A 23,017-nucleotide genomic window follows, 5' to 3' on the forward strand; every position below is an offset into this window, starting at 1 on the left:
CCTCAGGCCAGCGGCACCGCGTCCGACGGCGAGGCGGCCTTCTTCTTCGCCGGCGCCTTCGCCGCGGTCTTCTTGGCCGTCGTCTTCTTCGCGGTCGTCTTCTTGGCCGTCGTCTTCTTGGTGGCCTTCTTCTTGGCCGGACCGGCGGCGCGGCGGTCGGCGAGCAGCTCGGCGGCGCGCTCGATCGTGATCGTCTCGACGTCGTCGCCCTTGCGGAGGCTGGCGTTCGTCTCGCCGTCGGTCACGTAGGGCCCGAACCGGCCCTCGCGGACGGTGATCGCGCCCTCGGTGACCGGGTCGTTGCCGAGCTCCTTCAGTGGCGCCTTGGCCGCCGCGCGCCCCCGCTGCTTGGGCTGGGCGAAGATCGCCAGCGCCTCGTCGAGCGTGGTGGTGAAGAGCTTGTCCTCGCCCTCGATGGACCGGGAGTCGGTGCCCTTCTTGAGGTAGGGCCCGTAGCGGCCGTTGAGGGCCTGGATCTCCTCGCCGTCCGGGGCGACCCCGACGGTGCGCGGGAGGCTGAGCAGCTTGAGCGCGTCCTCGAGGGTGACCGTCTCCGGGGACATCGAGGAGAACAGGCTCCCGGTGCGCGGGCCCTCCTTGCTGCCCTCGGGCACCACGGTCGTGACGTAGGGCCCGTAGCGGCCGGCCTTCACGACGACGGGGTGGCCGGACTCCGGGTCGGTGCCGAGCTCGCGGTCGCTCGAGGGCGCCTCGAGCAGCTCGACGACCTTCTCCTGCGTGAGCTCGTCGGGCGCGAGGTCCTCGGGGATGCTCATCCGGCCGCCGTCCTCACCGGCCTGCAGGTAGGGGCCGTAGCGGCCGACGCGGACGACGACGGGCTCCCCGCCGGGACCGGTGGCCCGCAGCGGGATGGAGTTCACGCCCCGGGCGTCGATCTCCTCCAGCCGCTGGCCGATGACCTGCTTCAGGCCGCCGGCCTGGGCGATCGCGCCGGCGTGCCCGCCCTCGCCGCCGAAGTAGAACTCGGTCAGCCAGGTGACGCGCTGCAGGTTGCCGCCGGCGATCTCGTCGAGCTCCTCCTCCAGGGAGGCGGTGAAGTCGTAGTCGACCAGCTGGGCGAAGTGCTGCTCGAGCAGGTTCACGACGGCGAAGGCGACGAAGGAGGGGACCAGCGCGGCGCCCTTCTTCCAGACGTACCCGCGGTCCTGGATCGTCTGCATGATCGAGGCGTAGGTCGACGGGCGGCCGATGCCCAGCTCCTCCAGCCGGGCCACGAGGCTCGGCTCGGTGTAGCGGGACGGCGGGCTGGTGGTGTGCCCCTTGGCGTCCAGCTGCCGGGTGTCCAGCTGCTGGCCGCGCTCGACGCGGGGCAGCCGGCGCTCGGCGTCGTCGCTGCCCTGGTCGTCGTCGCCGCCCGCGCTGCCCTCGTCGCGGGACTCGACGTAGGCGCGCAGGAAGCCGGGGAAGGTGATCGTGCGCCCGCTGGCGGTGAACTCGACGGCCTCGTCGGTGGCGCTGCGACCGGCCAGCCGGATGCTCACCGTCTGGCCCACGGCGTCGGCCATCTGCGAGGCGACGGTCCGCTGCCAGACGAGCTCGTACAGGCGGAACTCGTCACGCCCGAGCTCGGCGGAGAGCTGGCCGGGGGTGCGGAAGCTGTCCCCGGCGGGGCGGATGGCCTCGTGCGCCTCCTGGGCACCCTTCGCCTTCTTGGCGTAGCGCCGCGCCTCGGCCGGCACGTACGCGTCGCCGTAGAGCTCGCGGGCCTGCGTGCGTGCGGCGTTGATCGCCTCGTTCGACAGGTTCGTCGAGTCGGTGCGCATGTAGGTGATGTGACCGTTCTCGTACAGCCGCTGGGCCACCCGCATGACCTGCGCGGACGACCAGCCCAGCTTGCGGCCGGCCTCCATCTGCAGGGTCGAGGTGGTGAACGGGGCGTACGGACGGCGCCGGTAGGGCTTCTCGTCGACCCGGCTCACGGTGACCTGCCGGCCCTCGAGCCGGGCGGCCAGGCCCCGGGCGCCGGCCTCGTCCAGGTGCACGACCTCGCCGGTGACCCGGCCGGTCGCGGGGTCGAAGTCACGGCCGGTGGCGACCCGGCTGTCGTCGACGCTGACGAGCTTGGCGCGCAGCGTGGTGGGCTCGCCCTCGTCGGCGCCGGAGGTCTTGCCCGGGACGGCGAAGGTGCCCTCGAGCGACCAGTAGTCGGCGGCGTGGAAGGCCATCCGCTCGCGCTCCCGCTCGACGACGATGCGGGTGGCCACCGACTGCACGCGGCCGGCCGAGAGCTTGGGCAGGACCTTCTTCCACAGCACGGGGCTGACCTCGTAGCCGTAGAGACGGTCGAGGATCCGGCGGGTCTCCTGCGCGTCGACCAGCGCGGTGTCCAGCTCCCGCGGGTTGGCGACGGCGCGGGCGATGGCCTCGGGGGTGATCTCGTGGAACACCATGCGGCGGACCGGCACCCGCGGCTTGAGCGTGTCGACCAGGTGCCACGCGATGGCCTCGCCCTCGCGGTCCTCATCGGTGGCGAGGTAGACCTCGCTCGCCTCCTTCACCAGCTGCTTGAGCCGGCTGACCTGCTGCTTGCGGTCGGGGCTCACCACGTAGAGCGGCTCGAACCCGTTGTCGACGTCGACGCCGAGCCGCGCCCAGGAGGCGCCCTTGTGCTCGGCGGGGACGTCGGCGGCGTTGCGCGGCAGGTCGCGGATGTGCCCGACGCTGGCCTCGACGATGTAGCCGGCACCCAGGTAATCCGCGATCTTGTTCGCCTTGGTCGGCGACTCCACGATGACCAGCGGACGACCACCGGCCGCGGCCGTGCGACGGCGGGCAGGCGTGCTCGTCCCGCCGGCGGTCTCGCTGGCGGGGTCGGTGCCGGTGTTCGCGGTCTTCGTGGGGGCCACGGTGCTCCTGTCGGTGGTGCTCTGGCTGCGGGCTCCGGCGTCGGCACGCCGGGGGACGCCGGAATGCACGTCCCACCCTCGGCGAGGGCCACGGTAGGCCACGACCCCGCTGCGGCATGGAGTGGCGACCGAGCGTGGGCGCGCCGACACCCGCTCCAATGGGCGGCACGCCCCCCGTGTTCCCGCCCTCACCCGTCGTGGGTGCCGGCCACCACCTCGCCGATCGCGGCGAGCGTCGGGCGGTCGGGGTCGTAGTAGTCACCGTGGCCCATGTCCCACTCCGTGGGCAGCGTGACGGCGTCCAGGCCGGTGTCGGGGTCCCACGTCTGGCCGCCGTGCAGCTCCCGCCAGGTCACCGGGTCGGAGCCACCCGACGCCTCGTAGATCTCGTCGACCTCGAACCCGGCGCGGTCGTTGTCGACCCCGGGACTGCCCATCAGCACCACGGCGTCGGCGGCCAGGTCGCCCGGCCGGTCGGCCGCCTCGTCGGTCACCACGGTCCCGTAGCTGTGCGCGACCACCGTCACGCGGGCCGGGTCCGCGGCACGGGTGGCGGCGATGCCGTCGAGCGCCCTGTCCAGCGCCGCTCCTCCGATCCTGGCCGGCTCACGTTCGAGCCCCTGCGGCGGGTTCACGGGGGGCCGGTAGCCCAGGTAGGCCACCGTCGCGACCGCCAGCCCGGGCGCCGCGGTTCCCGCGGCACGGGCCACGGCGTCCGCGTCGTCGGCGACGTCGTCCAGCTCGCCGATCGGGTCGTTGCCGACGCCGGGGACCACGATCCCGATCGCGTCGGCGGTGTCGAGATCGCCCAGCGAGAGGGCCACCAGCTCGTGCTCGGGCGCGAACTGGAGGAGCTGCACCACCTCTCCGGCCTCCTCCCGCACGCGGATCTCGTTCGCCGTCGCCGTCGCCACGGCGAAGCCGGGGTCCCCCGGCAGGATCTCGTCGAGCAGCAGCCGGTTCGCCCGGTCGCGTGCCCAGGCCGGGACGCCGTCGAGGACCCCGATGAGGCCGGGCTCGGTCTCGATCCACCGCAGTCGGTGCTCCTCCGACATCGCCGCCCACCAGCCGGCCACCGCCGGCGGGGTCACCGGCGGTCTGACCGGCGCGAGAGGAGGCGCGCCGACGACGGCGCTCAGGTCCGCGAAGGTGGCAGGGGGCACCCCGCCGAACACGCCCACGACCGCCAGGGCCGCGAGCGCCTCGCCGGCCTGCTCGGCGGCCTGGTGCGCCCAGCCGCGCGCCGCGGTCGCGACCTCCGCTGCCTGCGCCGCGGCGACCGCCTGCTCGCCGATCCGGGCGTACTGGTGCGCGAGAGCGGTCGCCGGGTCCAGCCCCGCCTCCAGGGGGACCGGCGGCAGCGGACCGAGCACACCCTGCTCGTCCAGGGCGACCGGGACCGCGGCGGCTGCCGCCCGGGCGGCGCCGGCCTCGTCGGCGGCGCGGGCGGCGAGCAGCACCACCACGTCGGCGTGGACCAGCGACCGGTCCAGGGCGGCGCCGACCTCGGTTCCGACGGTCGAGAGCCGGACCAGGGTGCCCGCGGCCGCCTGACCGGCCTCACCCGACCAGCACTCCGCGGCCTGCAGGGCGCGGCCCACCTGCTCCACCCGCGCCCGCCACGAGGCCAGCCGGTCGCCGACGGAGCGCAGTGTGGTGACGGCGTTGCCGAGCAGCCGGGTGTCCCAGGCCGCGACGGCCGACAGCCCGGAGGTCACGGGACCGGGACCCCGGCCGCGGCGTACAGGTTGCGGTCGGAGAGCGCGGCCTCCAGCTCCCGGTAGGAGTGCACCGCCTCGTGCAGGCCCCGGCCCACCGTGACCGCGTCCTGGCCGAGGAGCTCGACCAGCCGCGCCCACGCGGAGCCCAGCTCGCCGGCCCGGGTGCCCAGCTCGCCGTCGACGGCTGTGGTGAGCGTGTGCGTCGCCGATCGGCAGAGCTCGGCCTCCCCCGCCAACTCGAGGCCGAGCAGGAGGAGCTCGTCGGCCAACGCCTCGAGGCTGTCGAGCTGGACGGCGATGCTGTCGGACACGAGGGCGACCTCCCGGACTGCGGAGCCGGCCCGAGTGGACCGGCGCCGCGGCACGTTAGGGATCGGCACCGACCCGGGGCCGCCCTCCGTCCACACCGGTGGCCGCCGTCCACAATTGCTGCGCCCCGGCCCTGCGGCGTCCCCCGCCGCCGCAGGGTCCGGGGCGTGCACTCACGGGACGGTCGCGGTCAGCTCCTCACCGGACGTCTCGGTGCTGGCGCCGCCCACCACGACCGAGCGGCGCTTGGAGACGACGATCGACGCGACGATCACCGCGGTCGCGGCCAGCGCGATCAGCACACGGACGGCGGTGTTCTCGTCCTCGCCCAGCGACAGGCTGACGACCCCCGGGGCGATGATGAGCGCCACGAGGTTCATCACCTTGATCAGCGGGTTGATGGCCGGCCCGGCGGTGTCCTTGAACGGGTCGCCGACCGTGTCGCCGATGACCGTCGCGGCGTGGGCCTCGCTGCCCTTCCCGCCGTGGGCGCCGTCCTCCACCATCTTCTTGGCGTTGTCCCAGGCGCCGCCGGAGTTGGCGAGGAAGACCGCCATGAGCGTGCCGGCGGCGATGGCCCCCACCAGGTAGGCGGCCAGCGGGCCGATGCCGAGGCCGAACCCGACGGCCACCGGCGCCAGCACCGCCATCAGCCCCGGGGTGGCCAGCTCGCGCAGCGAGTCCTTGGTGCAGATGTCGACGACGCGGCTGTAATCGGGCCGCTCGCTGTAGTCCATGATCCCGGGGTGGGTGCGGAACTGCTCACGCACCTCGAAGACGACGCGCCCCGCCGCGCGGGAGACCGCGCTGATCAGCAGCCCGCTGAACAGGAAGACGACCGAGGCGCCGAGGATCACGCCGACGATGTTGTTCGGCTTCACCAGGCTGAAGGCGTCGCTCAGGGTGGCGCCCGCCTCGTCGAGCGCCACGCCGATCTGGGCGTTGTAGGAGCCGAACAGCGCCGTCGCCGCGAGGACGGCGGTCGCGATGGCGATGCCCTTGGTGATGGCCTTGGTGGTGTTGCCGACGGCGTCGAGGTCGGTGAGCACGCGGGCCCCCGCCTCGTCGATGTCGCCGGACATCTCGGCGATGCCCTGCGCGTTGTCGCTCACCGGGCCGAAGGTGTCCATCGACACGATGACGCCCGCCGTGGTGAGCAGCCCGCAGCCGGCGAGCGCGACGGCGTAGAGCGCCGCGCCACCGCCGATGAGGAAGGCCAGGTAGACGGCGCCGCCGATGAGCAGGGCCGCGTACACGGCGCTCTCCAGGCCGAGCGAGATCCCGGAGAGGATCACCGTCGCCGGGCCGGTGAGCGAGCTGCGGCCGACGTCCTTGACCGGCTTGCGCGAGGTCTCGGTGAAGTAGCCGGTGAGCTGCTGGATGGCCGCGGCCAGGACGATGCCGACCAGGACGGAGAGGAAGCCGAGCACCTGCGGGCTGACGACGGTGTCCTCGAGGTCGGCGACGCTGGGCAGCACGGTGAAGGAGGCCGCGGCCACGAGGACCAGCGAGACGACGGCCGAGGAGAAGAACCCGCGGTTGATCGGCGCCATGCCGCTGGAGTCGTTGGTGCCGGGGTTGCTCATCAGGATGCCGGCGACGGAGGCGATCACGCCGATCGCGGCCACCACCAGCGGGAAGACCATGCCGTCGGCGCCGAGGAAGACCTGGCCGAGGATCAGCGCGGCGACGAGCGTGACGGCGTAGGACTCGAAGAGGTCCGCGGCCATGCCGGCGCAGTCGCCGACGTTGTCGCCCACGTTGTCCGCGATCGTCGCGGCGTTCCGGGGGTCGTCCTCGGGGATGCCCGCCTCGACCTTGCCGACCAGGTCGGCACCGACGTCGGCGGCCTTGGTGAAGATGCCGCCGCCGACGCGCATGAACATCGCCAGCAGGGCACCGCCGAAGCCGAAGCCCTCCAGCACCACGGGCGCGGTCTCGTCGAAGAACAGCAGCGCGAGCGAGGCGCCGAACAGGCCGAGACCGATCGTGATCATCCCGACGACGCCGCCGGTGCGGTAGGCGATCCGGAAGGAGGGCACGTACCCCCCGCCGCGGGCCGCGGCAGCCACCCGGACGTTGCCACGGGTGGCCAGCGTCATCCCGATGAACCCGACGGCCGCCGAGAACAGGGCGCCGACGAGGAAGAAGACCGCCCGGCCGACCCGGGTGCCCCAGCCGCCCTCGGAGACGGGGAGCACGAGCAGCACCAGGAAGACGACGACGGCGAACGCCCCGAGGGTGCGGAACTGTCTGCGCAGGTAGGCCGCGGCACCTTCCTGGACGGCTCGGGCGATGTCGCGCATGGTCGTCGTGCCCTGGTCGGCGGCCATGACCGCTCGGACCAGATAGGCGGCGAAGGCGAGGGCGGCGAGGGAGATGGCGAGGACGACGACGACGATCGCCACGTCCCCGCCGGACAGAGCGGATTCCGGCATGTGGTTCCTCCCAGCGGTCAGCGACTGCCGGGACACACACGCCCCGGACGGCGGAGGTCTCGTCCGCCGGCGGGACTCGCCGGGCCGGACGCCGCGCGAGTGTAAGCCAGATCACAGGCGTTTCCGGTAGTCCCGCAGTGAGACCGTTACTCCCCGTGCGACGGGCCAGGGGACGCCGCGGGTTGCCGGCAGGTGTGACAGTGGTGGGGTGGTGACGCTCCACCCGGTCCTGTCGGCTCCCCCTCCCGGCACGGACCCCGGCTCCGCGGGGCGGGACCAGGCCGCCGGGGTGCTGCCCGGCGCCGAGCTGCTCGACGACCTCCTGGCGGCCACGCCGGAGGACGAACAGCCGGTCACCCACGTCCACCGGCTGCCCGTCCGGGACAGCCGGACGCTGCCGTGGCCGGAGTGGGTGGCACCGGACCTGCGCCGCCGACTGGAGGAGCAGGGGGTGCCGGCTCCGTACCGGCACCAGGTCGAGGCCGCGGAACTGGCACACGCGGGCACGTCGGTGGTGGTGGCGACCGGGACCGCCTCGGGGAAGTCGCTGGCCTACCAGCTGCCCGCGCTGAGCCGGCTGGCCGAGGACGACCGCGCCTGCGTGCTGTACCTCGCGCCGACCAAGGCCCTGGCGAGGGACCAGCTCGCGTCGGTCGCTGCTCTGGCAGACCCGTCGGTCCGGCCGGCCGCCTACGACGGCGACACCCCCATGGAGGAGCGCGACTGGGTGCGCCGGCACTCGCGGTGGATCGTGACGAACCCGGACATGCTGCACCGCGGCGTGCTCCCGGCCCACCAGAAGTGGTCCTCGACGCTGCGCCGCGTCGCCTACGTCGTCGTCGACGAGTGCCACGCCTACCGCGGGGTCTTCGGCTCGCACGTCGGGCACGTGCTCCGCCGGCTGCGCCGGATCTGCCGCCGGTACGGCGCCGAGCCGGTGTTCGTGCTCGCCTCCGCGACCGTGAGCGACCCCGCCGGAGCGGCCGGCCGGCTGGTCGGCAGCCCGGTCGTCGCGGTGACCGAGGACGGCTCCCCCCGGCCGGGTGCCACCTTCGCGCTGTGGGAGCCGCCGCTGACGGAGCGCCTGGGCGAGCACGGTGCGCCGCTGCGCCGGTCGGCCGCCAACGACGCCGCGTCGCTCCTCGCCGACCTCGTGGAACGGCAGGCCCGCACCCTGGCGTTCGTCCGCTCGCGGCGCAGCGCCGAGTCCGTCGCGGACCAGGCCCGGCGCGTCCTGGTCGAGCGGGGCCGAGCGGACCTCGCCGCACGGGTGGACTCCTACCGCGGCGGCTACCTGCCCGAGGAGCGCCGCGAGCTCGAACGGGCGCTCTCCTCCGGAGAACTCCTCGGGGTGGCCACGACCAACGCCCTCGAACTCGGCATCGACATCGCCGGGCTGGACGCCGTCGTGCTGGCCGGCTATCCGGGCACGCTCGCGTCGCTGTGGCAGCAGGCCGGCCGGGCGGGACGAGCCCAGCGCGAGTCGCTGGTCGTCTTCGTCGCCCGGGACGACCCGCTGGACCACTACCTCGCCCACCACCCCCGCGCCGTCTTCGGCCGGCCGGTCGAGGCGACGGTGACCGATCCGAGCAACCCCTACGTCCTGGGTCCCCAGCTGTGCTGCGCGGCGGCGGAGCTGCCCCTGGTCCCCGAGGACCTGGCCGACTTCGGCGGCCCGGTCGCCGAGGCCCGGATCGCGGAGCTGGTCGAGGAGGGGCTGCTGCGGCGACGCCCCACCGGCTGGTACTGGGCCGGGAAGGGACGGCCGGACGTCGACATCCGCGGCGACGGCGCCGCACCGGTGTCGATCATCGAGGGGTCGACGGGACGGCTCCTCGGCACCGTGGACGGCGGGGCCGCCCACTCGACCGTGCACACCGGCGCGCTGTACGTGCACCGCGGCGAGACGTTCGTCGTGGACGAGCTCGACGTCGAGGACGCCTGCGCGGTCGTGCACCCGGAGTCGCCGGAGTGGACGACCGTGGCGCGCGACGTGACCGACCTGTCCGTCGTGGACGTCGACCGCTCGCGCCGGCTGCGCACGGTCACCGCGCACACCGGCGTCGTCGACGTGGTGAACCAGGTGGTGGCCTACCAGCGCCGGCGGCAGGGCACCGGCGAGGTCCTCGCCGAGTTCGCCCTCGACCTGCCGGCGCGGCAACTGCGCACCCGCGCGGTGTGGCTGACGCTGGACGAGCGGGCCATCGCCCATGCCGAGATCGACGACGCCACGCTGCCCGGCGCCCTGCACGCCGCCGAGCACGCGGCGATCGGCATCCTGCCGCTGCTGGCCACCTGCGACCGCTGGGACCTGGGCGGCCTCTCCACGGCCGTCCACCCGGACACCGGGCAGGCGACGATCTTCGTCTACGACGGCCATCCGGGGGGCGCCGGTTTCGCCGAGCGGGGGTTCGCCGTCCTGCGGCGGTGGCTGCAGGCGACCCGCGCCACCATCGCCAGTTGCGAGTGCGAGAGCGGCTGCCCCTCGTGCGTGCAGTCGCCCAAGTGCGGCAACGGCAACGACCCGCTGGACAAGGCCGGCGCGGTCCGCGTGCTCGACGTCGTCCTCGACGAGCTGGCCGCCGCCGACGACCGGATGGAGACGGACGGAACCGGGGACGGCGACCCGCCGGACGAGCCGACGACCGAGGGGACCGGCGCCGGCGCCCGCGAGGACGACCTCGTCTTCTGACGAGCCGACGTCAGGCGCGACCGGACCGGCGCGGGCCCGCGCGAGGGTGGAGCGGCTGCCCAGCGGGCCCAGCTCCACCGTCACCTCCACGGTGACCGCCACGACCGCGCCGCCGCCGACCGTGCAGCTGCGCAGCGACGCCCCGTTGGCCGACGCGACCTCGGCCGCGACCGCGCAGGCGCCGGGATCGCCGACCACCGCTCGCCCGGCGCCGGCGAGGGCGGCGAGGTCGGCCGCGGCCGTCGCCCGGTGCCGGGCCGTGACCGCGACCCCCACCAGGACGGCGGCCATCCCGACCGCGGCCAGCACGCCGCCCAGCGCGACGACCCACACCGTGGCGGACCCGCGCTCCCCCCGGAGAGCGCCCGCGCGCCCGCTCATCCCGCGCCGGCTCATCCCGCGCCGGCCGGGAGCACGCCCGGCTCCAGCTCCGCCACCGCGCTGGCGCTGACCCGGACGGTCAGGGGCACCGGCCCCAGCGGCGGGACCAGGACCGACACGGTGACCCGCACCCGGTCGCCGTCGACCTCGACCGCGGTCGTGGCCCCGTCGGGCGCCGCGCGGTCGGTGACGGCACGCACCGCGGCCGGCGCGTCCCCCCGGGCAGCCGCCCGCGCGCCCTCGCGGGCCGCGTCCAGGCACCGCAGGTGCGCGCCCACGACCACGACGGCGGAGACGGCCGCGGCCAGCACGAGGAGCAGCACCGGCAGCACGACCGCCGTCTCGGCGGTGACCATCCCGGCCTCGCTCCGGAGCCGGCGGCGGACCGCCCGGCACAGCGCGCGCACGGTCAGGAGAGGGTCGCCAGCGCGGACGCGACCAGGTCGGTCAGCGCGGTGACGATCGACCCGCCGGTCACCACCTTGTAGAGCACGGCCGCGAAGGCGCAGGCGGCGATCGTGCCCACCGCGTACTCCGCGGTGCTCATCCCCGCCTCGGGCTCCGCGGTCAGGCGGCCCCAGAGCCGCCGCAGCGCCGAGCGGCGCACCACCCGCGCTGCCGCTCCGGTCGCCGCCGGCCCGGTGTCCTCGTGCGTTCCGTCCATGGGTCCTCCTCGATCGGGAGCCCTCCGTCGGGGCCCTCGCACCGGACCCTCCCGGCGATCCGGGTCCGGATCCGCCGGGCCGGGCACTCTGTGGAGAGCCGCCCCGCCTGTGGACGGGCTCCGTTCACGGCAGGACCTCCGCGGCGATGCCGAGCACCACCGGCGCGATGCCGAGGCAGACGAAGGCCGGGAGGAAGCAGGCGCCGAGCGGAGCCAGCACCCAGATCCCGGCCGTCCGCACCCGGACCTCCGTGCGCGTCCGCAGGGCGGCGCGGGAGTCCGCGGCCAGCGCCCGCAGCGCTCCGACGACCGCGGAGCCGGACTCGCCGGCGCGCGCCACGACCCGCCCGAGCCCGGCGACGGGCGGGGACACCCCCGCCCACGCCTCGCGGGCCCCCGAGCCCAGCCGGGAGCGACCGGCGACAGCCGCGAGTTCCGCGCCCAGCGGACCGTGCAGCGCACCCGCGACGGCGGCCAGCGAGCTGCCGACGGGCAGCCCAGCGGCCAGGCAGACGGCCAGGAGGTCGCACGCCACGGGGAGCTCGTCCTCCGTCGCTGCGCGGATGCGGCGGGAGTCCCCGTCGCCGGACCGGCGGAGCCCCCGATCCACCCCCACCGCGACCAGGGCGGCGGCCAGCGCGCCGCCGGCACCACCGACGAGGAGCAGGGTGGCCAGGCCCGCCGCGGCCGGCAGCAGCGCCCGCCGGCCCCGGCCCGCCGGGCGGCCGCCGGTGTCGTCCGGCCGGGCGGGTGCCCGTGCACGCGTGAGGGCGCGAGCCCGCGTCCGGCCGGCCGGGCTCGACCACACCAGCAGCGCCGCCGCGCCGGAGGCCAGGAGCACCGGCAGGGATCCGGCCGTGCTCACGGCGCCACCCGCGCGACCAGTCGGGCCGACCACGCCAGCCCGGCCGCCTCCAGCGCCGTCCCGAGGACCAGCAGGACCTGTCCGGTGCCGGTCGTCGTCAGCACCCGCCAGGGGTCGGCGCCGATCCCGCTCCCCATGAGCAGCGCGAGCACCGGCAGTCCGGCGAGCAGCGCGGCGCTGGCCCGGGGACCGGCGAGTGCGGACCGCAGCTCCAGCCGGTGCCGCCGGCGGGCCCGGAGGTCGTCCTCGACGGCGCCGACCACGGCGGCCAGCGAGCAGCCCGTGCGGACGCTCAGCCGGACGGCGGCCGCCACGCGGGCCACCGCGGCGTCCCAGGCCCCCGCATCGGCCGCGGGCACGGGGAAGGACGCCGGTGCCCGGACCGCACGGACCACCGCCTCGGCCCCGGCACGGTCGCCGCACGCCGCGCCGGCGGCAGCCGCGGCCTCCTCCAGCGGCCGCCCGCTGCGCAGCTCCGCGGCGAGGGCGCTCAGCGCCTCGGTGAGCGCGGCGACCCGTTCCTCCTCGGCGTCCGCGCGGCGCGCCCGCCGCCACGCCGTCAGCGCGGCAGCCGCACCCGCCGCGGCCAGCCCGGCGACCAGGGGGGTGCTCGCCAGCATGACCGCGCCTCCCACCAGCACGCCCGCCGTCGCGGGCACCGGCAGCCGTCCCGCCCACGACGGCGGACCCGGGAGAGCAGACAGGCGGCCCGCAGCACGCCGGACCGGCCAGACCGCCAGCGCGCCGGCCAGGAGCAGCAGCACCGGGCCGACGGCGGGTGCGATCACCGCGCTCCCCCGCCGCCGAGGAGCGCATCGAGCCGGTCACGGCCGGGGCAGACGGCACCGTCGGACCGCCAGGCCGGCTCGACGACGACCAGCTCCCCGGCCCGGCGGAGCACCCCGAGCTCCTCGACGCGGCGCACCCCGGCACGACGCCGCAGGTGGACGACGACGGCGATCGCGGCGGCGGCCTGGCTGTGCACCGCGACCCGGTCCAGGCCGGCCGCCACACCGAGCGCCTCCAGGCGGGTCGGCACCTCCGCGGGCCGGTTGGCGTGCAGCGTGCCGCAGCCACCGTCGTGGCCGGTGTTCAGCGCCGCCAGCAGATCGGTGACCTCCGCTCCCCGGACCTCGCCGACGACCAGCCGGTCGGGCCGCATCCGCAGGGCCTGGCGGACCAGGTCCCGCAGCTCCACCGCCCCGACGCCCTCGACGTTGGGTGCCCGGGTGACCAGGCCGACCACGTGCGGATGCGCGGGCGCCAGCTCCGGTGCGTCCTCGCACACCACGATCCGCTCGGTCGGCGCGACCAGCCCGAGCAGGGCCGACAGCAGCGTCGTCTTCCCCGAGCCGGTGCCGCCGGTGACGAGGAAGGCCGACCGGGCCGCGACGACCGACCGCAGGAGATCGGCGGCCTCCCCCGGCAGCGCGCCGCGGTCGGCGAGGTCGCCGAGGCCGAGGGAGCAGCGGCGCAGCACGCGTAGCGACAGGCAGGTGCCCCGGGTGGAGACGGGGAAGAGGACGGCGTGCAGCCGCGTGCCGTCCGGCAGCACGGCGTCCACCCAGGGCGCCGCGTCGTCGAGCCGGCGACCGGCCGCGGCGGCCAGCCGGACCGCCAGCCGCCGCACGGCGTCGTCGTCGGGGAACCGGAGGTGGACGCGTTCCAGGCCCCGGCCACGGTCGACCCACACGTCGTCAGGGCCGTTGACGAGGACGTCGCTGGTGTCGGGGTCGCTCAGCAACTCCTCGAGCGGGCCCGCGCCGGCGAGCTCGTCCACCGCGGCGCGGACGGCGGAGAGGACCGTCGTGTCGCCGGCCAGGCTGCCGGCCTCCTCCCGGACCAACGCAGCCACCGCGGAACGAGTGGGCGCCTCGGGACCGGTGGCGAGCCGGGCCCGGACCCGCTCGACGAGGGGCGCGCCCGTCACGGCGCACCGACCACGGCGGGGAGTGCGGCGAGCAGCGCACGGGCGGCGGCTCCGGACGGGGTACGCGCGCCGACCGGTGGCGGCTCGCCCCGTTCACTGCGCACGACCGCCGACCGGTCGTGGGCGAACTCGGCGAGCACGGGCCGGCCCACGACGTCGGCCACCTCGTCGGGGGCCAGCCCACCGGGGACCCGTCGCACGACCAGCCGGGCCGCGCTCCACGGCGCCCCCTCCCCGCCGTCCACGAGCACCCGCGCCGCGCAGGCCGCACGGATGCGGGCCGGCACCACGAGCACCGCCAGGTCGGCGTCCGCCAGCGCCGCTGCTCCCACCCCGGCGTCCGGGACGACCGGCCCGCGGGGCAGGTCGAGGACCACCGGCCACCCACCCGCGCGACCGGCCTCCAGCACCGCCACCGCCGCCTCCGGGGAGGGCCCCGCCGCCGCGGACCGGGAGGCGGCGAGGACCCCCACGCCGCGCACGGTCGGCAGCGCCGCCATCACCGCCTCGCCCGAGACCCGGCCGCGCAGTCCGTCGAGATCGGGCCAGCGCAGGCCCTCGACGGCCTCGGCACCCAGCAGCAGGTCCAGCCCGCCACCCCAGGGATCGCCGTCGACCAGGAGGGCACCCGTGCCGCTGCCCGCCGCGACGAGGGCCACCGCCGTGGCGAGCGTGCTGGCGCCCGCGCCCCCGCAGGCGCCGCCGACCACGACGAGCCGGCCGCGCTCGACCGGCTCGCGCAGCGCTGCACCAGCCCGCTGCAGCACCCACGCCTCGTCGGCCGGCAGCACCGCCACCCGCTCGGCTCCCAGCTCCACCGCGGCGGCCCAGCCGGCGGGCGGCAGCTCCGCGCGCGCCACCACCACGACGCCGGGCCGCCGCGGGAGGGCCCGGACCTCGCGCGACTGGAGCGCGTCGGCGCCCAGGAGGACCAGCGGGGCCTGGCGGTGGGCCCGCCGCAGCGCCGGCCCCCCGGTGGCGACCTCCGGTTCGGCGCCGGCGGCGGCCAGCAGCCGGAGGGTGTCGTCGAGCAGCTCGTCGTCGGTGCTCACGAGCAGGGGGATGGGGGTGGCGGAGGGCACCCGGCCAGCACAGGACCGGGCCGCCGGGGACGCGAGGGGGTCGTGGGATCTGTGGATTACCCGAACGGGTGTGGACACGGAGATGGCACCGGTCACACCCGCGGGCTGCCCTTACAGTCGTGAACCGTGACCCGCGCAGCGGCGTTCTTCGACCTGGACAAGACGATCATCGCCAAGTCCAGCACCCTCGCCTTCGGGCGTCCGTTCTTCGAGGGCGGGCTGATCAACCGCCGGACCGTGCTGAAGGGCGCCTACGCCCAGTTCGTGTTCTCCCTCGCCGGCGCCGACGCCGGGCAGATGGAGCGGATGCGCTCGCAGATCACCCGCATGTGCACCGGCTGGGACGTCGCGACGGTGCACGAGATCGTCCGGGAGACGCTGCACGAGATCGTCGACCCGCTGGTCTACGCCGAGGCAGCCGACCTGATCGAGGCGCACCGGGCCGCCGGCCGCGAGATCGTCATCGTCTCCAGCAGCGGCGCGGAGATGGTGGAGCCGATCGGCGAGATGCTGGGTGCCGACCGGGTGGTCGCGACCCGCATGGTGACCGTCGACGGCCGCTACACCGGCGAGATCGACTTCTACGCCTACGCGGAGAACAAGGCCGCCGCGATGGCGGAGGTCGCCGCCGAGAGCGGGTACGACCTCGCGGACTGCTACGCCTACAGCGACTCCATCACCGACCTGCCGATGCTGTCGGTGGTCGGGCACCCGACCGCCGTCAACCCCGACCGGGGCCTGCGGAAGGCCGCGGTGGAACGCGGCTGGCCGGTCCTGGAGTTCACCCGCCCGGTGTCGATGCGGTCCCGGTTCGCCGTCCCGACCGCGCCGGTCGTCACGGGCGCGGCGGTGGGCGTGGGCGCGGCCGTGGTGGGTCTGGCCTGGTACGCCCGGCGCCGGGCCCTGCGCGAGGCCGCGGGTCCGCCGACGACCCCCGCTCCGCTGACCGGCCGCCGGCGCCGCCGGGCCTGAGCTCCCGGCTCCTCGCGCTCCCGGCGGGGCACCGCCAGCTGCCCGGCGCGCGGGGGCATCCTCGCGACCGTGCTGACGGTCCCGCTCGCCTGGACGGCGGTGCTGGCCGCGGCCGCCGCCGCCGCGCTGTTCGGGCAGACCGCACGCACGGGCGCACACCCGCGCGGGCGGCGCCGGACGACGGCGCGTGCCCGCGTCGGGCTGGTCGTCTCGAGGTCGGGGCCGTGGCTGGCGCTGGGAGCCGGGATCGCCGCCGGCGCGGTCACCGGCGCGTGGCTGGCCGCGGCGGCCGGCACGCTGGTCGCGGTGGTCGGGGTCGCGACGGCCGGGCTCGTGCTCGCCCCGCACTGACCGGGGTGCGACGTTCAGCCGCGCAGGATGGCCTCCGCGACGGCCAGTCCCTCGACGGCGCCGTGCTCGGTGGCCCGACAGCAGTGCACCAGCCACCCGGCGACCCCGTCCGGCCCGCCGGAGGCGTAACCGGCGAGCGCGGCGGCGTAGGCCTCCCGGCCCAGCTCGGCGAAGCCCACCTCGGGGACCGAGACGGCCTTGGGGTCCAGGCCGCGGTCGATCCCGGTCAGCCGACCGGCAGCCCGCGCGACGACGCCGTCGGCGGTGCCGAAGGGCGCGAGCGCGGCCAGCTCGCCGTGCACGAGGCCGGCCACGAGGACGGCGGGCACGGTGCTGGTGCCGGTGACCACGGTGAACAGCGAGGTCAGCCGCTGGCCTGTGTGCGGTCCGGGCCGGCCCAGGTGGTCCCGGTCGGTGAGGTCCGCGGCGGCGAGCACGTGCAGCCGGGCGAGCACCTGTCCCGGTGCGCGCGACCACGTCTCCACGAGCGACCCCAGTGCCAGGGAGGCACGCAGCGCCCCCTGCACCACCGGGTCCTCGACCTGACCGGCCCGGAGCTCGGCCAGCGGGACGTCGACCCCCTCCAGGGCGGCCGAGGCCCGGGCACCGCGCAGCGCCGACTCGGCGCTGACCTCCGCCGACCGGTTGCGCATGAGCCGGTGACGCAGCAGCCGGTCGATCGCCTCCCGCGCCGCCTCCGCGGCATCGCGGACCCCCGGCAGCTCCAGCAGGGGTGCCAGCGGATCGGGCGCGGAGGAGCGCGGCGCGGCCGCGGGGGCCCCGGGACGGAGGGGGATGGTCACGACGACGACGGTACGAGGGCCGCACCCCTCCCCCGCCGCCCGGGCCCGCACCCGGCCCCCCGACCGGCCGCGGCGTACCGGCGTCCTAGGCTCCGCACGCCATGTCGCGCCCGCTCACCCTCCTCCTGGTCCGTCACGGGCAGAGCGAGTGGAACGCCGCCGGGCGGCTGCAGGGCCAGACCGCCGACATCCCGCTCACCGACCTGGGGCATGCCCAGGCCGAGAGCGCCGCCCGGGAGCTGGCCGGATCGCAGCCCGGCGCGCTCCTCTCCAGCGACCTGCTCCGGGCCCGCCAGACCGCCGAGCACTGCGCGCGCACGACGGGCCTCGCGGTGAGCACGACGCCGGCGCTGCGCGAGCAGGGGTACGGCGTCCTCGAGGGGCGGCCGTCGCGGGAGCTGTGGGACGTCGTCGACTGGACCGATCCGCACTGGGCGGCCGAGGGCGGCGAGAGCCTCGCCGAGCTGCACGGCCGGGTCGCCGCCTTCCTGGACCACCTCTGCGCCGAGCGACCGGCCGACGTGGTCGCGCTGGTCACGCACGGCGACACGATCCGGGCGGCGCAGGCCGTCGCCGGCGGTCTCGGTCCGGACGCGATGCCGGCGGTCACCCCGCACAACGGCACCGTCACGCGGCTGGAGATCTGCCGGTGAGCCGGGTGCTGGTGCTCGGCGGCTCCCGGTCGGGCAAGTCCGCGCACGCGGAGTCGCTGGTCGCCGACCGCGACGACGTGGTCTACCTGGCCGCGTCGGCCCCCGTGCCCGGCGACGCCGAGTGGGCGGCACGGATCGACGCGCACCGTGCCCGGCGTCCGGCGTCCTGGACGACGCTGGAGACCACCGCGCCCAGCGACCTCCTGCGCGGCGGCACCGTGCTCGTCGACAGCATCACGACCTGGATCGCCGCGCTGATGGACGAGACCGGCGTCTGGCGCGACGAGCCGGACGCGGCCGAGCGGCTGGCCGGCCGCTGCGACGCCCTGGTGAACGCCTGGGCGATGACGCCGGCGCACGTCGTGGCGGTCAGCGACGAGGTCGGGCTCGGCGTGGTGCCCGAGACCCGGTCGGGACGCCTGTTCCGCGACACCCTCGGCGCGGTGAACCAGCGCCTGGCCGGCACCGCCGACGAGGTGTGGTTCGTCGTCGCCGGGCTGCCCCAGCGGCTGCGGTGACCGCGCCCCGCCCGCGCTGGGCCGGGCTGCTGGAGTCCGCCGCCCTGCTGACCGTGCTGCGGGTACCGGCGCTGGCCGCCACGTCCACCCGCGGCGTGCTCCCCTGGGCGCCGCTGGTCGGCCTGGTGCTCGGCGGGCTCGCGGCCGGGATCGGCACGGCCGGCGCGCACCTGGTCTCGCCGCTGACCGGCGCGGTGCTCGCCGTCGCCCTGCTGGCCGCGCTCACCCGCGGGCTGCACCTGGACGGGCTGGCCGACACCGCCGACGGACTCGGCCCGCTGCGCGGCCGCGAGCGCGCGCTGCAGGTGATGAGGCAGGGGGACGTCGGGCCGTTCGGGGTGCTCACCCTCGTGCTCACGCTGCTGCTGCAGGTCGCGACGGGCGCGGCTCTGCTGAGCGGGGACGGCGGCTGGCTCGCCGTCTGGACGGCGGCCGTGGTCGCCCGCCTCGCGATGACCCGCACCGGACTGCCCGGCGTACCCACGGCCGAGGGGTCGTCACTCGGCCGGTCGGTGGCCGGCACGGTGTCGCTGCCCTGGCTGACCGGGTGCATCGCGGCGACCCTCGTCCTCGCCGGCGGCGCGGCCTGGCTGGTCCGCGGTGCGGACAGCGCCTGGCAGCTCCCGGTGGCGGCCGCCGCGGGGCTGCTGGCGGCGGAACTCCTACGCGTCCGTGCGAGTGCCCGGCTCGGCGGGGTGAACGGGGACGTGATGGGGGCGATGGGCGAGGTGGCGGCGACCGTCGTGCTCCTGGTCGCCGCCACCCTCACCCAGCCCTAGGGGCTCCCGCCGTCAGTGGCGGCGCAGCAACCCGTTCACCAGTCCGCCGATGCCGCCGGCGGACGCCGGTGCCGTGGCGCGGCCCCGGCCCATCCGGCGGCCGGTGGTCGTACCGGTCGACCGGCCCGTGCCCCGTGCAGGGCGCGCCGTGACGCGGCCGCCACGGGCGGCTCCGCGCGCAGCGCCCTTCGCCGTCGACTCTGCAGTGCCCATCAGTCGGTTCAGGATGCTCATGGCCTCATGGGTGCCCACCGTCACGCACGGCCACGCATGGACCCGGCCGGAACCGGCGTGGCGTCACGCTGAGCCACATCGGCTCAGGCGGGCGCGCCCTGCTGAGCAGGCGTCTCGCCGCCCTCGAGGTCACCCTCGGTGTCGAGGTATGCCTGCCGGAGCTCGGCCAGCAGCGCCGGGTCGGGCTCGGCCCACATGCCGCGGTCGACGGCCTCCAGGAGCCGCTCGGCGATGCCGTGCAGCGCCCAGGGGTTGGACTTCTCGAAGAACTCCCGCTGCTCGGGGTCGAGCACGTACGTCTGGGTGAGCTTCTCGTACATCCAGTCGTCGACGACGCCGGTCGTGGCGTCGTAGCCGAACAGGTAGTCGACCGTGGCGGCCAGCTCGAACGCGCCCTTGTAGCCGTGCCGGCGCATGGCCGCCAGCCACTTCGGGTTGACCACGCGGGCCCGGAAGACGCGGGCGGTCTCCTCCCCCAGCGAGCGCGTCCGCACCGACTCCGGCCGGGTCGAGTCGCCGATGTAGGCGCGCGGCGCGGTCCCGGTCAGCGCGCGCACCGTGGCGACCATCCCGCCGTGGTACTGGAAGTAGTCGTCGGAGTCGGCGATGTCGTGCTCGCGGGTGTCGACGTTCTTGGCCGCCACCGCGATCCGCCGGTACGCCGCCTCCATGTCCGGCCGCGCCTGCACGCCGTCCAGCCCGCGGCCGTAGGCGTAGCCGCCCCACACCGCGTAGACCTCGGCGAGGTCGGCGTCCCCGCGCCAGTTCCGGCTGTCGATCAGCGGCAGCAGCCCGGCGCCGTAGGCGCCCGGCTTGGAGCCGAACACCCGCGTGGTCGCCCGCCGGCGGTCGCCGTGCTGGGCGACGTCGGCCTCGACGTGGGCCTTCACGTGGTTCTCGGCATCCGACTCCGAGGCCAGCCCCGCGACCAGCGTCACCGCGTCGTCGAGCATCGTCACCACGTGCGGGAACGCATCCCGGAAGAAGCCGCTGATCCGCACCGTGACGTCGATGCGGGGGCGGCCGAGCTCGTCGAGCGGGATCGGCTCCAGGCCGGTCACCCGGCGGGAGGCGTCGTCCCACACCGGGCGGACGCCGAGCAGCGCGAGCACCTCGGCGACGTCGTCCCCGGAGGTGCGCATGGCCGACGTCCCCCACACCGACAGCCCGACCGACCGCGGGTACTCCCCGGTGTCGGCGAGGTAGCGGGCGACCAGCGACTCGGCCATCGCCTGGCCGGTCTCCCACGCCAGTCGCGAAGGCACCGCGCGGGGGTCGACGGAGTAGAAGTTCCGGCCGGTCGGCAGCACGTTGACCAGCCCGCGCAGCGGCGAGCCCGAGGGACCGGCCGGCACGTAGCCGCCGTCGAGGGCGTGCAGTGTGGCGTCCATCTCGTCGGTGGTGCGGGCCAGCCGCGGCACGACCTCGTCGACGGCGAACTGCAGCACCGCGGCAACTGCCTCGTCGTCCCGGTCCAGGACCGAGCGGATGACGGAGGGCACAGCGTCGCGGGTCCACCCGGCCGCCTCCATCCCCGACACCAGCCCGTGCGCCAGCTCCTCGACGGCGTCGGTCGGCCGCAGGCCCGCGGTGCCGTCCTCGGTCAGCCCGAGCGCCTCCCGCAGCCCGGGCAGCGCGACCGAGCCGCCCCAGATCTGCCGCGCCCGCAGCATGGCCAGCACCAGGCCGACCCGGTCGTCACCCTCGGGCGGCGAGCCGAGCACGTGCAGGCCGTCGCGGATCTGGGAGTCCTTGATCTCGCAGAGCCACCCGTCGACGTGCAGGATCATCTCGTCGAAGTGGTCGTCCTCGGGCCGCTCGTTGAGCCCCAGGTCGGAGTCGAGCTTCGCAGCCTGCAGCAGCGTCCAGATCTGCGCGCGGACGGCCGGGAGCTTCGCCGGGTCCATCGCCGCGACGTTGGCGTGCTCGTCGAGCAACTGCTCCAGCCGGGCGATGTCGCCGTAGGTCTCCGCGCGCGCCATCGGCGGCACCATGTGGTCGACCAGGGTGGCGTGCGCGCGGCGCTTGGCCTGCGAGCCCTCGCCCGGGTCGTTCACGAGGAACGGGTAGACCAGCGGCAGGTCGCCGATCGCGGCGTCCGGGGCGCACGAGGCCGACAGCCCGACGGTCTTGCCCGGCAGCCACTCCATGTTCCCGTGCTTGCCGACGTGCACCAGCGCGTGCGCGCCGAACTCCGACCGCAGCCACCAGTACGCGGCGAGGTAGTGGTGGCTGGGCGGCAGGTCGGGGTCGTGGTAGATCGCGATGGGGTTCTCGCCGAAGCCGCGCGGCGGCTGGACCATGACGACGACGTTGCCGGCGCGCAGGGCGGCGAACACGATGTGTGGGCGGGCGGGGTCGGAAGAGTCCACGAACAGCGAGCCCGGCGGCTGCCCCCAGTGCTGGACCATCGCGTCGCGCAGGTCCTGCGGCAGGGTGTCGAAGAACGCCTGGTACCTCTCGGCCGGGATCCGCACCGCCTGGCCCGAGAGCTGCTCGTCGGTGAGCCAGTCCGCGTCCTGGCCACCCGCGGCGATCAGCGCGTGCACCAGCGCGTCGCCGTCCAGGTCGGCCACGCCGGGCAGCGCGCCGGGCCCGTCGAACGGGCCGATGTCGTAGCCCGCACCGGACATCGCGGCCAGCAGCCGGACCACCGACGCCGGGGTGTCCAGGCCGACCGCGTTGCCGATCCGGGCGTGCTTGGTCGGGTAGGCAGACAGCATCACGACGATCCGCCGGTCGGCCGGCGCGGTGTGCCGCAGCCGGGCGTGCGCGACGGCGGTGCCGGCGACCCGCGCGGCCCGCTCGGGGTCGGCGACGTAGGTGGTCAGGCCGTCCTCGTCGGTCTCCTTGAACGAGAACGGCACGCTGATGATCCGGCCGTCGAACTCGGGGATCGCGACCTGGTTGCCGACGTCGAGCGGGGAGAGCCCGTCGTCGTCGGCCAGCCAGTCGGCGCGCGAGCGGGTGAGGCACAGCCCCTGGATCACCGGGACGTCGAGCGAGGCCAGCTGGCCGACGTCCCAGGCGCCGTCGTCCCCGCCGGCCTGCGCGGTGGCCGGGCGGGCGCCGCCGGCCGCGAGCACCGTCACGACCATCGCGTCGACGCCACGCAGCGTCTCCAGCAGCCCCTCGTCGATCGACCGGAGGCTGGCGGTGAACACCGGCAGGGCGGAGCCGCCGGCGGCCTCGATGGCGGTGCAGAGGTCCTCGACGAAGCCGGTGTTCCCGGACAGGTGGTGTGCGCGGTAGTAGAGGACGGCGATCTTCGGACCGACGGCGGACGACGACCGCTCCAGCACCCCCCAGTCCGGCGCGACCGACGGCGGCTCGAAGCCCTCGCCGGTCAGCAGCACGGTGTCGGAGAGGAAGCGGTGCAGCTGCACCAGGTTGTCCGGACCGCCCTGCGCGAGGTAGCCGTGCGCCTCGGTGGCCACGCCCATCGGCACGGTCGAGAGCTCCATCAGCTCCGCGTCGGGCACCTGCTCCCCGCCGAGGACGACGACCGGCGCCGGCCCCGCCAGCAGTGGCGCGAGCATCTCCTCATACTGCCGCCGGACGCCGAGGATCCGGACGACGACGAGCTCGGCACCCTCGACGAGCGCCGCGACCCCCTCGTCGCCGAGCCGGACCGGGTTGCCCAGTCGCCACTCCGCGCCACTGGCGCGGGCGGAGAGCAGGTCGGTGTCACTGGTGGAGAGCAGCGCGAACACCCGGGCGACGCTACCCGCGCACCCCCTGGTCCCCCTCGCCCGCGG

19 protein-coding genes and 1 pseudogene are annotated in these 23,017 nt (G+C 75.9%); 6 read left to right on the top strand and 14 right to left on the bottom strand.

The features are described 5' to 3' along the window. Nucleotides 1–2: 2 nt before the first annotated feature. The 4 genes from topA to N555_RS0108390 all read right to left on the bottom strand — a co-directional run bounded on the left by topA (nt 3) and on the right by N555_RS0108390 (nt 7,335). Entirely contained in the window at nt 3–2,867 is a 2,865-nt protein-coding gene (topA, locus tag N555_RS0108375; RefSeq protein ID WP_034509367.1) for a type I DNA topoisomerase, read from the bottom strand. 188 nt (nt 2,868–3,055) lie between these two features. Then, nucleotides 3,056–4,585, bottom strand: coding sequence for an alpha/beta hydrolase (locus tag N555_RS0108380; protein WP_029431045.1), 1,530 nt, complete (start codon nt 4,583–4,585; stop codon nt 3,056–3,058). Next, nucleotides 4,582–4,899, bottom strand: coding sequence for a hypothetical protein (locus tag N555_RS0108385; RefSeq protein WP_029431046.1), 318 nt, complete (start codon nt 4,897–4,899; stop codon nt 4,582–4,584). The genes N555_RS0108380 and N555_RS0108385 overlap by 4 nt, the downstream gene beginning before the upstream one ends. Before the next feature lie 171 nt (nt 4,900–5,070). Then, the gene (locus N555_RS0108390) at nt 5,071–7,335 is read right to left on the bottom strand and encodes a sodium-translocating pyrophosphatase (protein ID WP_029431047.1); all 2,265 of its coding nucleotides are present in this window, start codon (nt 7,333–7,335) and stop codon (nt 5,071–5,073) included. A gap of 211 nt (nt 7,336–7,546) precedes the next feature. On the opposite strand from N555_RS0108390, the gene N555_RS0108395 reads away from it, so the two are divergent. Then, complete coding sequence (locus tag N555_RS0108395; protein WP_231502655.1) at nt 7,547–10,027, top strand: DEAD/DEAH box helicase; 2,481 nt, start codon at nt 7,547–7,549, stop codon at nt 10,025–10,027. A gap of 33 nt (nt 10,028–10,060) precedes the next feature. Here N555_RS0108395 and N555_RS29080 read toward each other — a convergent pair. The 7 genes and pseudogenes from N555_RS29080 to ssd form a co-directional block, all read right to left on the bottom strand. Beyond that, nucleotides 10,061–10,423, bottom strand: a pseudogene (locus tag N555_RS29080) (Rv3654c family TadE-like protein); the annotation flags it as partial. After that, nucleotides 10,420–10,815 carry a TadE family type IV pilus minor pilin gene (locus N555_RS0108400; RefSeq protein WP_231502656.1) on the bottom strand — a complete coding sequence of 132 codons (396 nt, stop codon included), beginning with the start codon at nt 10,813–10,815 and terminating at the stop codon, nt 10,420–10,422. The pseudogene N555_RS29080 and the gene N555_RS0108400, both read right to left, overlap by 4 nt. Before the next feature lie 2 nt (nt 10,816–10,817). Next, nucleotides 10,818–11,072: a DUF4244 domain-containing protein gene (locus tag N555_RS0108405; RefSeq protein WP_081866071.1), complete on the bottom strand. Its 255-nt coding sequence runs from the start codon at nt 11,070–11,072 to the stop codon at nt 10,818–10,820. Nucleotides 11,073–11,196: 124 nt separating this feature from the next. After that, a complete protein-coding gene (locus N555_RS0108410; RefSeq protein WP_029431051.1) occupies nt 11,197–11,937 on the bottom strand; it encodes a type II secretion system F family protein in 741 nt (246 codons plus the stop codon). Beyond that, nucleotides 11,934–12,725, bottom strand: coding sequence for a type II secretion system F family protein (locus N555_RS0108415; RefSeq protein WP_231502657.1), 792 nt, complete (start codon nt 12,723–12,725; stop codon nt 11,934–11,936). Before N555_RS0108415 ends, N555_RS0108410 begins: the two co-directional genes overlap by 4 nt. Continuing rightward, nucleotides 12,722–13,867 carry a TadA family conjugal transfer-associated ATPase gene (locus N555_RS0108420; RefSeq protein WP_029431053.1) on the bottom strand — a complete coding sequence of 382 codons (1,146 nt, stop codon included), beginning with the start codon at nt 13,865–13,867 and terminating at the stop codon, nt 12,722–12,724. The genes N555_RS0108415 and N555_RS0108420 overlap by 4 nt, the downstream gene beginning before the upstream one ends. Then, nucleotides 13,864–14,949, bottom strand: a complete 1,086-nt coding sequence (ssd, locus tag N555_RS0108425; RefSeq protein ID WP_029431054.1) for a septum site-determining protein Ssd — start codon at nt 14,947–14,949, stop codon at nt 13,864–13,866. The genes N555_RS0108420 and ssd overlap by 4 nt, the downstream gene beginning before the upstream one ends. A gap of 126 nt (nt 14,950–15,075) precedes the next feature. On the opposite strand from ssd, the gene N555_RS0108430 reads away from it, so the two are divergent. Both N555_RS0108430 and N555_RS0108435 read left to right on the top strand, forming a co-directional pair. Next, complete coding sequence (locus N555_RS0108430) at nt 15,076–15,921, top strand: HAD family hydrolase (RefSeq protein ID WP_029431055.1); 846 nt, start codon at nt 15,076–15,078, stop codon at nt 15,919–15,921. A 69-nt stretch (nt 15,922–15,990) separates the two neighbouring features. Continuing rightward, nucleotides 15,991–16,272: a hypothetical protein gene (locus tag N555_RS0108435; RefSeq protein ID WP_029431056.1), complete on the top strand. Its 282-nt coding sequence runs from the start codon at nt 15,991–15,993 to the stop codon at nt 16,270–16,272. Nucleotides 16,273–16,286: 14 nt separating this feature from the next. Here the strand turns inward: N555_RS0108435 and N555_RS0108440 are convergent, their stop codons facing one another. Continuing rightward, entirely contained in the window at nt 16,287–17,075 is a 789-nt protein-coding gene (locus N555_RS0108440) for a Fic family protein (RefSeq protein WP_029431057.1), read from the bottom strand. Nucleotides 17,076–17,176: 101 nt separating this feature from the next. Between N555_RS0108440 and N555_RS0108445 the strand changes: the two genes are divergently transcribed. Genes N555_RS0108445 through N555_RS0108455 form a run of 3 tightly spaced genes read left to right on the top strand, consistent with a single transcriptional unit; the run spans nt 17,177 to nt 19,025 of the window. Next, nucleotides 17,177–17,728, top strand: a complete 552-nt coding sequence (locus N555_RS0108445) for a histidine phosphatase family protein (RefSeq protein WP_034509383.1) — start codon at nt 17,177–17,179, stop codon at nt 17,726–17,728. Further along, nucleotides 17,725–18,246 (top strand): bifunctional adenosylcobinamide kinase/adenosylcobinamide-phosphate guanylyltransferase, encoded by a 522-nt coding sequence (cobU, locus tag N555_RS0108450; RefSeq protein WP_029431059.1) that lies wholly within the window; start codon nt 17,725–17,727, stop codon nt 18,244–18,246. The genes N555_RS0108445 and cobU overlap by 4 nt, the downstream gene beginning before the upstream one ends. Further along, nucleotides 18,243–19,025 (top strand): adenosylcobinamide-GDP ribazoletransferase, encoded by a 783-nt coding sequence (locus N555_RS0108455; protein ID WP_051683848.1) that lies wholly within the window; start codon nt 18,243–18,245, stop codon nt 19,023–19,025. Before cobU ends, N555_RS0108455 begins: the two co-directional genes overlap by 4 nt. Before the next feature lie 12 nt (nt 19,026–19,037). Here the strand turns inward: N555_RS0108455 and N555_RS27390 are convergent, their stop codons facing one another. Next, the gene (locus tag N555_RS27390; protein WP_081866072.1) at nt 19,038–19,259 is read right to left on the bottom strand and encodes a hypothetical protein; all 222 of its coding nucleotides are present in this window, start codon (nt 19,257–19,259) and stop codon (nt 19,038–19,040) included. An 83-nt stretch (nt 19,260–19,342) separates the two neighbouring features. Then, nucleotides 19,343–22,972, bottom strand: a complete 3,630-nt coding sequence (gene cobN / locus N555_RS0108460; RefSeq protein ID WP_029431061.1) for a cobaltochelatase subunit CobN — start codon at nt 22,970–22,972, stop codon at nt 19,343–19,345. Nucleotides 22,973–23,017 lie beyond the last annotated feature (45 nt).

The organism is Blastococcus sp. URHD0036 (assembly GCF_000701365.1).
Taxonomy (GTDB): domain Bacteria; phylum Actinomycetota; class Actinomycetes; order Mycobacteriales; family Geodermatophilaceae; genus Trujillonella.

Bases quoted from the DNA above. Each gene is read 5' to 3' on its own strand.
- N555_RS0108390 (WP_029431047.1), bottom strand. From the start codon at position 7,335: ATGCCGGAATCCGCTCTGTCCGGCGGGGACGTGGCGATCGTCGTCGTC.
- N555_RS0108405 (WP_081866071.1), bottom strand. From the start codon at position 11,072: ATGGACGGAACGCACGAGGACACCGGGCCGGCGGCGACCGGAGCGGCA.
- N555_RS0108445 (WP_034509383.1), top strand. From the start codon at position 17,177: ATGTCGCGCCCGCTCACCCTCCTCCTGGTCCGTCACGGGCAGAGCGAG.
- N555_RS27390 (WP_081866072.1), bottom strand. From the start codon at position 19,259: ATGAGCATCCTGAACCGACTGATGGGCACTGCAGAGTCGACGGCGAAG.